This window comes from Klebsiella sp. K5-306, from assembly GCF_051835185.1.
In the GTDB taxonomy this organism is placed as follows: domain Bacteria; phylum Pseudomonadota; class Gammaproteobacteria; order Enterobacterales; family Enterobacteriaceae; genus Klebsiella; species Klebsiella oxytoca.
Window position 1 is genome coordinate 40,833 of sequence record NZ_JAIFJY010000018.1, and the last position, 13,771, is coordinate 54,603.

At 52.8% G+C, this 13,771-nt stretch carries 14 protein-coding genes; 12 read left to right on the forward strand and 2 right to left on the reverse strand.

Features of this window, described 5'->3' with window-relative positions; all coding sequences use genetic code 11:
• The first annotated feature begins 2 nt into the window (after window positions 1–2).
• The 4 genes from K2184_RS23250 (at window position 3) to K2184_RS23265 (ending at window position 2,433) form a co-directional block, all read left to right on the forward strand.
• Window positions 3–272: a hypothetical protein gene (locus tag K2184_RS23250; protein WP_024274856.1), complete on the forward strand. Its 270-nt coding sequence runs from the start codon at window positions 3–5 to the stop codon at window positions 270–272.
• 9 nt (window positions 273–281) lie between these two features.
• Window positions 282–719, forward strand: coding sequence for a PTS sugar transporter subunit IIA (locus K2184_RS23255; protein ID WP_004107437.1), 438 nt, complete (start codon window positions 282–284; stop codon window positions 717–719).
• On the forward strand, window positions 716–1,267 hold the full coding sequence (locus K2184_RS23260; RefSeq protein ID WP_004107439.1) for an AAA family ATPase: 552 nt from the start codon (window positions 716–718) through the stop codon (window positions 1,265–1,267). Before K2184_RS23255 ends, K2184_RS23260 begins: the two co-directional genes overlap by 4 nt.
• A gap of 131 nt (window positions 1,268–1,398) precedes the next feature.
• Window positions 1,399–2,433 carry a YiiG family protein gene (locus K2184_RS23265; RefSeq protein ID WP_064371044.1) on the forward strand — a complete coding sequence of 345 codons (1,035 nt, stop codon included), beginning with the start codon at window positions 1,399–1,401 and terminating at the stop codon, window positions 2,431–2,433.
• Window positions 2,434–2,470: 37 nt separating this feature from the next.
• Here the strand turns inward: K2184_RS23265 and K2184_RS23270 are convergent, their stop codons facing one another.
• Both K2184_RS23270 and K2184_RS23275 read right to left on the reverse strand, forming a co-directional pair.
• Window positions 2,471–2,794 (reverse strand): AzlD domain-containing protein, encoded by a 324-nt coding sequence (locus tag K2184_RS23270; RefSeq protein ID WP_004107443.1) that lies wholly within the window; start codon window positions 2,792–2,794, stop codon window positions 2,471–2,473.
• On the reverse strand, window positions 2,794–3,453 hold the full coding sequence (locus K2184_RS23275; protein WP_064371043.1) for an AzlC family ABC transporter permease: 660 nt from the start codon (window positions 3,451–3,453) through the stop codon (window positions 2,794–2,796). The genes K2184_RS23270 and K2184_RS23275 overlap by 1 nt, the downstream gene beginning before the upstream one ends.
• Window positions 3,454–3,553: 100 nt before the next feature.
• Between K2184_RS23275 and K2184_RS23280 the strand changes: the two genes are divergently transcribed.
• The 8 genes from K2184_RS23280 to K2184_RS23315 all read left to right on the forward strand — a co-directional run bounded on the left by K2184_RS23280 (window position 3,554) and on the right by K2184_RS23315 (window position 13,714).
• Window positions 3,554–4,102 carry a helix-turn-helix domain-containing protein gene (locus tag K2184_RS23280; protein ID WP_004107447.1) on the forward strand — a complete coding sequence of 183 codons (549 nt, stop codon included), beginning with the start codon at window positions 3,554–3,556 and terminating at the stop codon, window positions 4,100–4,102.
• Between the two features lie 75 nt (window positions 4,103–4,177).
• Window positions 4,178–5,173, forward strand: coding sequence for a substrate-binding domain-containing protein (locus tag K2184_RS23285; RefSeq protein ID WP_004107449.1), 996 nt, complete (start codon window positions 4,178–4,180; stop codon window positions 5,171–5,173).
• Between the two features lie 114 nt (window positions 5,174–5,287).
• Window positions 5,288–7,411 (forward strand): alpha-galactosidase, encoded by a 2,124-nt coding sequence (locus K2184_RS23290; protein ID WP_004107452.1) that lies wholly within the window; start codon window positions 5,288–5,290, stop codon window positions 7,409–7,411.
• Between the two features lie 41 nt (window positions 7,412–7,452).
• Window positions 7,453–8,718, forward strand: a complete 1,266-nt coding sequence (locus tag K2184_RS23295) for an MFS transporter (RefSeq protein WP_024274858.1) — start codon at window positions 7,453–7,455, stop codon at window positions 8,716–8,718.
• Between the two features lie 39 nt (window positions 8,719–8,757).
• Window positions 8,758–9,351: a DapH/DapD/GlmU-related protein gene (locus K2184_RS23300; protein ID WP_004107456.1), complete on the forward strand. Its 594-nt coding sequence runs from the start codon at window positions 8,758–8,760 to the stop codon at window positions 9,349–9,351.
• A gap of 102 nt (window positions 9,352–9,453) precedes the next feature.
• Window positions 9,454–10,833, forward strand: a complete 1,380-nt coding sequence (locus K2184_RS23305) for a carbohydrate porin (protein WP_004107458.1) — start codon at window positions 9,454–9,456, stop codon at window positions 10,831–10,833.
• A 410-nt stretch (window positions 10,834–11,243) separates the two neighbouring features.
• Entirely contained in the window at window positions 11,244–12,254 is a 1,011-nt protein-coding gene (locus K2184_RS23310; protein ID WP_004107460.1) for a LacI family DNA-binding transcriptional regulator, read from the forward strand.
• 71 nt (window positions 12,255–12,325) lie between these two features.
• Window positions 12,326–13,714 (forward strand): glycoside-pentoside-hexuronide (GPH):cation symporter, encoded by a 1,389-nt coding sequence (locus K2184_RS23315; protein WP_004107462.1) that lies wholly within the window; start codon window positions 12,326–12,328, stop codon window positions 13,712–13,714.
• The last annotated feature ends 57 nt before the right edge of the window (window positions 13,715–13,771 follow it).

A 13,771-nucleotide genomic window follows, 5' to 3' on the forward strand; every position in this document is an offset into this window, starting at 1 on the left:
CTATGTTTGAATCTTTGAAAACGCTGTGGAAAAAAGAGAGTAGCCCGCCGCAGGATTATGACGCACAGTCCCGCCAGCTGGCGGGGGAAATCGCCAGGCTGGAAGGCGAATTACGGGGCGACCCGGGAAATGGCGAAGTACAGAAAGCATTAATGCTGGTTTATAACCGGGCACTGTCGGTATATGCCAAAAGCCATACGCATCGCCAGGAAATAGATGCGCTTTTTGTGCGCATTGATGAGTTACGTAATGTTATTCGCCGTAATATATAGGAAGTGATAATGACGATAAAAGAACTGCTTATTGAGGCCGATGCGATTCAGGTCGGCGTCACGGAGTCCGACTGGCAGAAGGTGATCCAACTGGCGGCCAGCCCGCTGGTGGCAAAGGGATATATCTCGGCAGATTACGGTCAGGCGGTGATCGATAATACCCTGCATCATGGCGCCTATTACGTTTTTGATGAGGGCATCGCCATCCCGCATGCCAGACCGGAGTGCGGCGTAAAGCGCAACTGCTTTAGCCTTGTTGTGCTGGATAAGCCAATTCAGTTTGCTGATAGCGAGAAGGCGGATATCGTCATTATGTTCGGCGCGCAGGACAGCAATGCCCATATAGAAGAGGGGATTCGTGCGATTGTTGCTCTGCTCGATAATAACGAGACCATGGAGAAGCTGCGGGCCGCCAGCAGCAAGGAGGAGGTCGTTGCGTTGCTATGAACAGATATCTCACACCCGGCTGCAAAACGGTAATTTTAATTAACGGCATTCCCGCCTCGGGTAAAAGCACCGTCACCCGGCAGCTATCGGCAGCGTTTAATCTGCCGCAGCTGACCATCGACGGTATTAAAGAGCCGTTTATGGCGTGCTTTACCGGGATCGATCGGTCCTTCAACCGGCAACTGGGCTGCGCCGCGTATGAAGTGATATGGTCGATTGTCGGTCAGTCACCGGCAGGCTGCATCTGGCTCATTGACGCCTGGTTTGGCTTTCAACCGCGCGACATGCTGCAGCAGCTGCTACAACAAGCGGGCGTTGAAAAGGTTCTGGAGGTCTGGAATCACATCCCGCCTGAGCTTGCGGTGGCGCGCTATGCCAGCCGGTTACACGATCGTAAGCCGGGGCATCCGGGCGAAGAGTATCTGCCGGAACTGGCTCGGCTGGCGCAGCAGGCGGAACCAATGCGGCTGGGGCCGGTATTGACCGTGGATCAGCAAAAACCGCTGGATATCGAGCGCGTTATTCTTTGGATAGCAGCACAGATTTAGTCAGGCTAAATAACATCATTAGTTTAAAAGCGCCTGCGGGCGCTTTTTTTGTATCGGCATAAAACGATTATGCGATATGATTTATCCTCCTGTCTTTAGATTGGTTTAATTGTTTTTAATAAAGGATAGTTATGAAAAGGAATTTATTGGCGGCAGCAATAAGCTGCGTCTTATTAATGGGGCTTGTTGGATGCGACGATAATAAATTACCCGAAAGCGCTCCTGCTCCTGCAGCAGCTCCGGCTAGTCCATCCGCATCTTCAGGTGCAGATAACAAGGAAGTTAAAAACGCCAGCCCAGACCGCATTATTAGCGAAAAGATGAGCGTATATATTGAGTGTTATAATGATATCGATGAAGATATTTATCGTAGCATTAAATACTATGCTCGCTGGTTAGACGATCTAAAGGTCGGTCCCACCGGAAAAGAAAAGAGTGTTGGTGGTATCACGGCTGTTTCCGCAGAGTTTGATAAGTGCCTGGCCAATATGACGCACGTTTCGAGTTTAAAGCCGTCGCTGGATCCTATCGATAATCTCGCTTTACCTTATATTAATTCATCCATTAAGCTGGCAGAAGTCATCAATAAGATGAATAAATATTACGAACAGCAAGATTATAAAGATGATGCTTTCGCTAAAGGCAAAGCGCTGCATACTCAGTTTATTCAGGCATTAGCCGCGTTCAAACCCGCATCAGATGCTTACTCAGAAGCGATTCATGAAATTAATAACCGCCGTCAGGAACAGCAGTTGAAAAAGATTGAGGTCAAAGAAGGCAAGTCTTTTGATTACTATTCGCTATCCATTATGTTGACCAGCAAAAAGGTTAACCAGGCGCTTGAGGCGGATAAATTTGATACCGATGCTGCGATGAAACTCGTCCAGGATCTGGGTGAACAAATTGAGCAATTGAAATCAAAACAGGGCGAAACCAAAAAAGGTCCCCGGATGCGTGAGATCAGAGCCCCGACGTTTATCGAAGCGGCGGAAAAGTACCTTCTGGATGCCAAAACGCGCGTCCGCCGCGTTCGCGATAACACGCCGCTGACGTCTGGGGAAGCCATGTTGATGGATGGCGCCCCGCAAATGGTGGATGGTTCCTTTGAACATCTCATGGCGAGCTATAACCAGCTCGTAAGATGGTTTAATACATTGAGTGATTAAACTGGCTGAAGAACGATAAAAGCGCCTGTGGGCGCTTTTATCGTAAACCCGCCATCCGCAGCAGCGCCGTCACCACGGCAGCGGCGATAATCACCACGATCAGCGGCATCTTACGCCAGGCAAGAAATACCGCAAAGCCCACGCCCAGCACCCGCGCCATCCCGGCAAAATGTTCACCTTCGTAGAAGGTGGTTGCCAGTGCGACGGAAAAGAGCAGCACCGTTGCCGCATCGGAGAGTAGCGCCTGTGAGCGCTCAGAAAAGGCCAGCCGGCTGCCGAGCTTCGCTCCGCCTAAGCGCATTAAGTAAGTGCCCAGCGACAAAATCGCGATACCGGCGATAAATAGCGTCATATTGCCCATTATTTTCTCCTCGTCAGCAGGCCAAACAGCGACAGCAAAACCGGCAGACCAACCGGCGCAAAAGGTACGGCGGCCAGCGACAGAGCTGCTCCGCTGCAGGCGCGGATCAAGGTGGTGCGATTTTTAAATGCCGGAACCACCAGCGCCAGCAGAATGGCCGGAAAGACCGCATCGAGGCCAATGGTTTCCGGAGCCGGGAGCAGTTTGCCGACCCCCGCGCCCAATAGCGCGCCCAATGGCCAGATCAGCGCCACGCCCAGACCGCACAGCCAGTAGGCCGCCCGCCGCTGCTCGAGGGTTTTCTGCGACAGACCAAACACCACGCTTTCATCGTTCATAATATGGCAGCCGAGGAAGCTGGCGGCGCGCTGGCCGACCAGGTCGCGAACCGTCACGCCGAAGGGAATATGACGAGCGTTAACCAGTAAACCGGCCGCCGCCGCCGCCAGGGGATTTCCGCCGCTGGCGACAATGCCGATAAACATAAACTCCGAGGCGCCTGCCAGGACGCTGACCGAAAGCACAAAGGGCACCCAAATCGGGAAACCGTAGGCGATGGCCAGCGAGCCATAGGACATACCAACGATGCCCACTGCGAGGCAGACTAAAACAATTGCTCTGAGGGTGTCGCCTTTAAGACTGGCGAAGTGATGTTTCATACTCTTTAGCCATATCGAACGAATTTCCATTATAATGAACGCAACAGAATCGTATTTCAAGACGAACGAAACGTTCGTTATAAAAAACACGGAGGGCTGGATGACTCAGCCAATTAGCCTGATTGCCAAAAGCCTGGTTCGTGAACGCGCGCGCACCGGTCTTTCCCTTGCTGAAGTTGCGCGACGGGCGGGAATTGCCAAATCAACGTTATCGCAGCTGGAGTCCGGTAACGGTAACCCGAGTCTGGAAACGCTGTGGGCGCTGTGCGTGGCCCTCGATATTCCTTTTGCCCGACTGCTGGAGCCGCAGGTCAACACCACCCAGGTGATCCGCCGCGGCGAGGGGACGAAAGTGATTGCCGAGCAGGCAAACTATCAGGCAATTTTACTCGCCGCCTGCCCGCCGGGCGCGCGGCGCGATATCTATCTCCTGCTAACCCAGCCGGGGGCTGACCGTATCTCTCACCCTCATCCACCGGGTTCCGTGGAACATATTATTATCACCCAGGGGCGGGCGCGGGTCGGCCTCACGGAGGCGCCGGAAGAGTTGGGAGAGGGGGATTACATCTGCTATCCCGCCGATCGGGAGCACGTTTTCCAGGCGCTGGAACCGGATACCCAAGCGCTATTGGTTGCCGAGCAGAACTAGTCACGGCGGCAGGGTGGACGCCATGGCTGTATTGCGGGACACTAGCTGCATTCTCCCGCGAAGACAGGGAAACTTATGTCGCTGAAAGCCATTGCTAAAGAACTTGGGATCTCGGTTACAACCGTCAGCCGCGCGTTGAACGGCTATGACGACGTGTCGCAGGAGACGCGCGCCCGCGTCGAGGCCGAAGCGCAGCGTCGCGGCTATCGGCCAAACACCTTTGCGCGCCGCCTGAAAATGGGCAAAATCGACGCCGTCGGCCTCGTTTTTCCCGTGCGTCCCGCGCCGTTGAATAACAACGTCTTCCTTGAGATGGTCGGCGAGATTAGCCACGAGCTGGCGCGCTATGAGATCGATTTACTGCTGATAGCCGATGACGAACAGGCCGATAAACACGGTTATATGCGTATGGTGCAGAGTCGTCGTGTTGATGCGCTGATTGTTGCCCATACTCTGGACGATGATCCGCGCCTGATTCAGCTGCTCTCTTCCGGCTTTCCTTTTCTCGCCCTGGGGCGCAGCCGTCTGCCACAGCCCTATGCCTGGTTTGATTTCGATAACCAGGCGGGAACGTACCGCGCAACCCGCCATCTGATTAGCCAGGGGCACCAGCGTATAGCGCTGCTGAGCGAAAATAACAATCAGGCGTTTATTACGCAGCGCCGCAATGGTTACCTGCAAGCCCTGCGTGAAGCGGGGCTGGCGGAAACCTGGCTGCGCAGCGTGTCGCCCACCCGCCGCGGAGGGTTTCAGGCGACGATGGAGCTGCTGCGTCTGCCCGAACCGCCTACGGCGATAGTCACCGATTGCAACACCCACGGCGACGGCGCGGCGATGGCACTTGCCCAGCTCGGGCGTCTTACCGGCTCCGATCGCGTCTCACTGGTGGTTTATGATGGCTTGCCGCAGGACAGCATCATCGAAACTCCGGTGGGCGCGGTGATCCAGTCCACCCGGCAGGGCGTGGGCCGCCAGATAGCCAGCATGGTTCGCCGCTTAATCGCCGGCGACGATCTCGCCTCTCTCCAGGTGCTCTGGCAGCCTGAATTTATCCCCGGCGAAACTGCCTGATTCCCCTCCCGTCAGATTAATTTCCTGAACTCGATCACGGATCCGAAACGTTTTGGTTGGCGTCCGAAACGTTTCGGATCAACAGTAAGCTATTCCTTGTTGTGGAGAAGTCTGATGTCTGATTCGATTTTACGCCTGCAAAGCGCAGCGGCTGATGTGGTGATCAAAACCCGCCCGTTCGCCGAAATTATCTACTGGGGGCCGCATTTAAGCCATTTTTCGCCGCAGGATGCCCTGAGCATTGCCCGCCCGGTGGCCAATGGTCGTCTTGATGTGGATTCACCGGTGACCTTAATGGCTGAGCTGGGTCACGGCCTGTTCGGCGCGCCGGGCATCGAAGGCCACCGTCAGGGGCTGGACGCTTCGCCGATGTTCACCACGACCGAGGTGGCGCAGGATGGGCAGAATTTAACCATCATCAGTGAAGATGCTCAGGCAGGCCTGCGGTTATGCAGTGAAATTCAGCTTGATAACAGCGGCGTGCTGAGCGTTCGCCATGGCTTGACCAACCTGCGTCCGCAGCCGTGGCAGGTAGATCGCCTGGCCGTCACGCTACCGGTCGCCGAGCGCGCCCGCGAAGTCATGGCCTTTCATGGCCGCTGGATCCGCGAATTCCAGCCCCATCGTCTGCTCCTTGAACATGACAGCTTCGTGCTGGAAAACCGTCGCGGACGCACTTCCCATGAACATTTTCCGGCGCTGATTACCGGCAGCCAGGCCTTTAGCGAGATGCAGGGGGAAGTATGGGGCGTGCATCTGGGCTGGAGCGGTAACCATCGCCTGCGGGCGGAAGTGAAAACCGATGGCCGTCGCTACCTGCAGGCGGAAGCGCTCTATCTGGCGGGCGAAATGGCGTTGGCGGAGGGGGAAACCCTGTGGACTCCGCACCTCTACGGTAGCTATTCAGCGCAGGGGCTGAACGGCATGAGCCAGCAGTTCCATCGTTATCTGCGCGAACGGATTATTCGCTTTCCGGGCAACAAACCGCGCCCGGTGCATCTCAATACCTGGGAAGGGATCTATTTCGACCACGACCCACAGTACATCATGCGCATGGCGGATGAGGCGGCGGAACTGGGCGTTGAGCGCTTTATCATTGATGACGGCTGGTTTAAAGGGCGCAACGACGACTGGGCGGCGCTCGGCGACTGGTATCTTGATGAGCAAAAATATCCGCACGGTCTGACCCCGGTTATCGACCACGTAAAATCGCTGGGCATGGAGTTCGGCATCTGGGTTGAGCCAGAAATGATTAACCCTGACTCCGATTTATACCGCGCGCATCCTGACTGGGTGCTGGCGCTGCCGGGCTATACGCCGCTTCCCGGGCGCCATCAATTTGTGCTGAATCTGAATATCCCGGAAGCCTTTGATTATCTGCTGGAGCGGATGAGCTGGCTGCTGGGCGAGCACGCGGTGGATTATGTGAAGTGGGATATGAACCGCGAACTGGTACAGCCCGGGCATAACGGTAAAGCTGCCGCCGATGCGCAAACCCGCCAGTTCTATCGCCTGCTCGATACGCTGGTGGCTCGCTTCCCGCATATTGAATTTGAGTCCTGCTCCTCCGGCGGCGGGCGAATCGACTACGAAGTGCTGAAGCGCAGCCATCGCTTCTGGGCTTCAGATAATAACGATGCCCTGGAGCGCAACACTATCCAGCGCGGCATGAGCTACTTCTTCCCGCCGGAAGTCATGGGCGCGCATATCGGCAACCGCCACTGTCACGCCACCTTCCGCCAGCACAGCATTGCGTTTCGCGGCCTGACGGCGCTGTTCGGCCATATGGGGCTTGAGCTGGACCCGGTAAGCGCTGACGAACAAGAGCGTGCCGGCTACCGCAAATACGCGGCGTTGCATAAGCAGTGGCGCGATGTGATTCATCACGGCGTGCAGTGGCGTATCGATATGCCGGACGCCACGACGCTGGCGCACGGCGTGGTAAGCGAAGACCGGAGCCAGGCGATTTTCCTCGTCAGCCAGCTGGCGATGCCGGACTACACCCTGATGGCGCCGCTGCGCGTGCCGGGACTGGAAGCGGGAGCGCGCTACCAGGTCACGCTGCTCGACCATCCGAATATTCAGATTACGGGAGAGGGCGGCCACACCATGCGTAAGCTGCCGGAATGGATGACGACGCCGCAGACCGTAAGCGGCGAGTGGTTGCAACTGGCGGGGCTGGCGCTGCCAATCCTTGACCCGGAAAGCGCCATTTTGATTGGCCTGCAACGCGTGTGATGACGACGGGCCGCGCGGCGGCCCTTTTTGAGGAATACACCATGAACCCGACCGTCTGTACCCATAAAAACAACCCCAATTTCTGGATTTTCGGGCTGTTCTTCTTTCTCTACTTTTTCATTATGGCCACCTGCTTTCCGTTTTTGCCGATCTGGTTATCGGATGTCATCGGCCTGAATAAAACCGAGACCGGGATTGTTTTCTCCAGCCTGTCGCTGTTTGCTATCTGTTTTCAGCCGATACTGGGCGTGATCTCCGATAAGCTGGGGCTGAAAAAGCATCTGATGTGGATTGTCACCGTGCTGCTGGTGCTGATCGCGCCCTTTTTCCTCTACGTTTTTGCGCCGTTGCTGAAAACCAATATCTGGCTCGGCGCGCTGAGCGGCGGAGCCTATATTGGCTTTGTGTTCTCCGCCGGCGCCGGGGCGATGGAGGCCTATATCGAACGCGTGAGCCGCAATAGCGGGTTTGAATACGGCAAGGCGCGGACTTTTGGCTGCCTCGGCTGGGCCCTGTGCGCCACCACGGCGGGGATGCTGTTCAGCGTTAACCCGGAGTGGGTGTTCTGGATGGGCTCTGCCGCCGCGCTGGTACTGGTTGTGCTGGTGGCTATCGCTAAACCGCAGGCCAGTCAGAGCGCACAGGTGATGGATTCTTTAGGGGCCAATCGTCCGGCGGTGGATTTAAAAACTGCCGTGAGCATGTTCCGCCAGCGCAAAATGTGGATGTTTATTCTGTACGTCATCGGCGTCGCCTGCGTTTATGACGTCTTCGATCAGCAGTTTGCCACCTTCTTTAAATCCTTTTTTGCCACCCCTGAATCGGGCACCCGCGCTTTTGGTTTTGCGACCACCGCCGGGGAAATATGCAACGCGATTATTATGTTCAGCTCGCCGTGGATTATTAACCGCATCGGGGCGAAAAATACGTTACTGATTGCCGGAATGGTGATGGCGGCAAGGATGATCGGTTCATCGTTTGCCACGACGGCTGCGGAAGTGGTGGCGCTGAAAATGCTCCACGCGCTGGAAGTGCCGTTCCTGCTGGTAGGGGCCTTTAAATATATCACCGGAGTATTTGACGTCCGCCTGTCGGCGACGATTTATCTGGTTGGCTTCCAGTTTTCCAAACAGGTGGCGGCGATCTTCCTCTCCGCTTTTGCTGGCAACATGTATGACCGCATCGGCTTCCAGGACACCTATATGATCCTCGGCGGTATTGCCCTGGCCGTTACGCTAATATCCGCCTTTACCTTATCGGGTAAGGCAAAGCCGGAAAAGATTAGCGATAGCGCTATGACGGTTTAGCCAACGGAGCAATTAGTCACCGTGACAGGAGCGGTTTGTATGATGGATATGAAAGAAAGAATGAACAGCGGCGAGCTCTATATTGATTCAGGATATGGCTTACCGCAGCAGCGGCTGATGGGGAAGGCGCGAGCCTATGAGTACAACCACTCCCATCCGTTTAACCAGGAATTAAGAAACGACATTATTCAGCGGATGTTTGCCCGCGTGGGTAAAGAATGCTGGATAGAACCACCGATTAATTTTGCCTACGGAACTCACATCTCCATTGGCGATAATTTTTACGCTAACTTTAATCTGACGCTGGTTGATGATGCTGAGATCACCATTGGTAATAACGTGATGTTTGCGCCAAATGTGACGATTTCAACCGCCGGCCACCCGATCCATCCGGATCTGCGCCACACCCAGCAGCAGTTCTCTTTGCCGGTGGTTATTGAAGACGGCGTCTGGCTGGGCACCGGGGTGATTATCAATCCTGGCGTCACTATCGGAAAAAACTCGGTCATTGGCGCCGGGAGCGTGGTGAACCGTTCCATACCGGCAAATGTTGTCGCCGCAGGCGTCCCTTGTCGGGTATTAAGAGACATTACCGATGAGGATAAAAATAAATATCAGCTGTTCGCAGGCTGAACTTCAATAATAAAATAGAAAATCTTCCTGATATAAAAAATAAAAATATATACGGGTGAGTTTATGACTCACCTGGCCCTCTTTTACCTCCGGAAAATAAAAATGAATAAAACAGCATTATCGATAGCCATAGGTTTGTCTTTGATAACCGGTTCAGCGGTAGCGAAAAATAATCATCTGACGCTGGAACAAAGGATGGAGCTGCTTGAAGCGCGGCTTGCCGCCGCTGAAAGCCGGGCGGCGGTGGCCGAAGGCCAGGTGCGGGATTTACAGGCGAAGCAGAATTCCGCTATACAGGCGGCGCAAACCAGCGTAGCGGTTAAAAGCATGGCCCCGACCGCTGAGAGTAAAAAAAATATTTCAGTTCCTGAGCTGAAATTATCCGGCTATGGCGATCTGAAAATCTACGGCGATGTCGAATTCAATATGGATGCGGAAAGCAAACATGGCTTGCTGGCCATGACCAATGCCGACGTTGGCAGCGATACAACCTATGATAAGTGGGATTTAAACGGCCGCATTCTGCTCGGTTTTGACGGTATCCGTAAAATGGAAAACGGCTATTTTGCCGGGTTCTCTATCCAGCCGCTAGCGGACATGACCGGTTCGATGAACCTTGATGATGCGGTTTTCTTCTTTGGTCAGGAGAACGACTGGAAGGTGAAAGTGGGGCGTTTTGAGGCGTACGATATGTTCCCGCTAAATCAGGATACCTTCGTTGAGCACTCAGGAAATACCGCTAACGACCTGTACAGTGACGGACATGGCTATATCTATATGATGAAAGAGGGACGCGGTCGTTCTGACGCAGGCGGTAACTTCTTGCTGAGTAAACAGTTAGATAACTGGTATTTTGAGCTTAATACACTGTTGGAAGACGGAACTTCGTTGTATAACGACGGCGGTTATCACGGTCGCGACATGGAGCAGAAAAAGAACGTGGCGTACCTGCGTCCGGTGGTGTCCTGGGCAAAGGATGAATTTTCCGTTGCGGCGGCCGTGGAAGCGAACGTGGTACAGAATGCCTACGGCTATAAAGATACGCAGGGTCACTTCGTCGATCAGTCTGACCGCACCGGCTATGGCCTGACCATGACCTGGAACGGCCTGAAGAGCGACCCGGCGGACGGTGTGGTAGTAAACCTGAATACCGCTTATATGGATGCCAATAACGAGAAGGATTTCACCTCCGGGGTGAACGCGCTATGGCGGCGCTTTGAGCTGGGATATATCTACGCGCATAATAAAATCAGCGATTATGCCGGCGTGATTTGCGAGAACGACTGCTGGATTAAGGACCAGGGCACTTACAATATTCATACTTTGCACGCGTCGTATCAAATTCCGAACGTCATGAACATGCAGAACTTTAATATTTATCTCGGCGCTTACTACTCCTTTCTTGACAGCGACGACAAGCTGAGTCAGGGGGATGATGACGATCGCTACGGCGCGCGGGTGCGCTTTAAGTATTTCTTCTGATAATTATCATTATAGCCAGAGTACATTCTATTAAATTGCACATTACTTTAATGAACGGTAGCCGCTATATATAATTAAGCCAGCACTTCTCATGCCTCATCCTGAGTGAAGATGTCATCTGACACTCTGTCGTTTACTCGGCAAAAAGGATGAGGCGCCTTCATGCGTTCAATACCTTTCAGCTAAATCCCACACGACCACCAGCAATATTTTTTTGACATAATATATTATTCTTTTACGCTGATTTATGCTTTTGTATAGTCCGGTCTTTAAGCTATGTAAGGAATAATAAAATTGCGAAGGCTAAACGTCATTCCATGTAACGCGACAACATGTGAACTGGCTTACATTTTCGATTTAGCTCACAATTTATAGTGAGCTCCAGGAGTCAGAAGGCGTATTCAATTACCATGGCATCGATTAAAGACGTAGCAAAAAGAGCTGGGGTCTCGACGGCAACCGTATCACGAGTCCTGAATAATCATCCCAGCGTGGTCGCGGAAACGCGTAAGGCGGTGCGGGAGGCGATGGATTATCTTTGCTATGTTCCCAGCAAAAGTTCGTTTCAGCTTAGCGGTAAATGTTCCGGACTGATTGGTGTGGTTGTGCCTAATCTGGTCAATCCTCACTTCTGTGAACTGTTGGCGACAGTGGAAGAAGAGGCCCGGTACATCGGTAAATCGGTGATCGTCAAAACGCACCAGAATCAACCGCAACAAGATAAGCATATTATTCATACCCTGGTGGGGATGGGCATTGACAGTTTGCTATGGGTGCCGACAGAAGCAGAAGCCGGTCTTTCAGAATGGTTAACTATTACCCGAATCCCGGTTGTCGTCGTTACGCAGGTGTCCCGGTTCTTTAATTCTGTATCGATTAATCAGGATCGCGGGGCTGAAAGTATTGCGGAGCATTTCATACACACCGGACATGTTGCATTTGGTTTTGTTGCCCAGGAAGGCGTTGATAACCGCAAGGTATCGTCGTACAGCAAAAAAATAGCGAGTCATGGTTTAAAGCTTGCCAAAGATAATTCGTTCTGGATAACAAAAGGTGAGGGTGAGAAGGTCTCAGGTCATATAAGCATTCTTGATGATATTATTGAGAAACTCAGCGAGCCGAAGCGAACCTGTACATGTCTGTTAGTTTATAACGATATTGCGGCAAACTATCTTATCGATGGGCTAGAAGCAAAAGGCATCGCCGTTCCAGAAGATATTGCGATTGCCAGTTTTGATAATACCTTGCTGGCGCAAACAAAAAGAATTACCAGCGTTGCGCAGCCGGTAAGTGAAATCGCTCATCTCGCTTTCCAGATGGTGAAATATCAACAGCAGCCGGACAGTATTGAAATGCACGAAATTGTCTCTCGGTTAATTATTCGTGAGAGCAGCGTAAAAATTAATATTACTACCCTGTAAAAGATTTATGTTTAGCAATGGCGCGACGACTGGCGCCATGGGTCCCTTTTAATAAAAAAATAGGTATATTTATGTCTGCTACCGCAATGGAAAGGCCGAGCGCTTATGAAAAGCTGGGGCTGAGGGAGAAGATCGGCTACGGCATGGGTGACGCCGGATCAGGAATGATATGGAGCGTGCTGGCACTGTATCTGACCTGGTTTTATACCGACGTGTATGGCTTAAGTGCCGGAGTTGTGGGGACCTTATTCCTGGTTATCCGTATCTTTGACGCTTTTAGCGATCCGCTGATGGGGGCCATCTGCGACCGCACCGTGACCCGTTGGGGTAAGTTCCGCCCATGGTTATTATGGATGGCGTTTCCGTTTGGGCTGGGTGCGGTGCTGATGTTCACTACGCCAGAGCTAAGCATGAATGGCAAGATTATCTATGCCTGGGTCACCTATTTAATGATGTCGCTGATTTATACCGCGATCAATATTCCCTATTGCTCGGTCGGCGGCGTGATTACTCTCAATCAGAAAGAGCGTATGGGCTGCCTGTCATGGCGTTTTTTCCTTAACGGGCTGGCAACGTTAATTATCTCCTCATCTATTTTGCCGTTAACGGACTGGCTGGGTAATGGCGACCGCGCCTCCGGTTTCCAGCTGACGATGATGATTATGGGCGGTGCGGCAACCCTGATGTTCCTCTTCTGCTTTTCCAGCATAAAAGAGCGCGTGGTGTCGGTTAAGGAAAACGAGTCATTAAAGAAAGACCTGCGGGATATTATCAAGAACGATCAGTGGCTATTGATGATCTCTATAACCTTTCTAAATGTTTTCCCGGCCTTCATCCGCGGCGGCGTCACCATTTATTATGCTACCTATGTGATGAAGGCCTCTGTCGGATTTATCACATTGTTTATGGCGCTGGGCGTGGCCTGTAATATGCTGGGCAGCGTGCTTGCCAAACCGCTGACCGATCGCTTTGATAAACTCGCGCTGTTCCGCATTATTAATATTATTCTCGGTGTTCTGTCATTTGCGCTGTGGTTTATCGATCCGCAATCCCTGACCCCGCTGATGGCGTTATTCATCATTATTAACGTTCTGCATTTAATTCAGTCAGGCCCGATTCTGTGGGCGATGATGTCCGACGTTGATGACTACGGTGACTGGAAGTTCGGCAAGCGCCTGACCGGTATCTCCTTCGCGGGTAACCTTTTTATGCTGAAAATGGGTTTGGCGGTGGCCGGCGCTATCGTTGCGTGGATTCTGGCGTTTACCGGCTATGTCGCTAATGAGCCGCAGCAAAATGCGCAGACCATTCAGGGCATCATCATGATGTTCTCACTACTGCCGATGGTGAGCTATTTCATCAGCGCGTATCTGGTGCGCTACTTCAAGCTGAATAACGCGTTCCTTGAAAAAATCAAAGCCGATCTTGCAAAACGTGAACTGGAAAAAGGACGCGATTAATCGCCAGCGGATCAGGCTATCCGTATTATTTATCATTAAATATCAGTGTTAATCAAA